Here is a 235-nt window from a genome sequence, read left to right on the forward strand (position 1 = left end):
CCTTCCAAAAGAAGCGGTTCTTCTTGTACTATAATAAACGTACGAACAGCACGCGGTGACAATCTCCAGTTAGGTGGTTTTGGAAACAAATCATTCGCTTCTAACTCATTCAATTCTATTTCATACAATTCTTCCATTACTGGTTTAATAGACTGCATCTGTCATTTCCTTTCTTATCGCGTACTGCGCCAGTTTTCATCATGGCCAAGATTCGATTCTGTCGTCCGTTTTATAT

General features: G+C 39.1%; 1 pseudogene. It reads right to left on the bottom strand.

Going from position 1 to position 235, the window contains the following annotated elements:
• Window positions 1–158, bottom strand: a pseudogene (locus tag JDS82_RS30295) (AAA family ATPase); the annotation flags it as partial.
• Between the last annotated feature and the right edge of the window lie 77 nt (window positions 159–235).

Source organism: Bacillus cereus group sp. N14 (genome assembly GCF_016483555.1).
Taxonomy (GTDB): domain Bacteria; phylum Bacillota; class Bacilli; order Bacillales; family Bacillaceae_G; genus Bacillus_A; species Bacillus_A wiedmannii.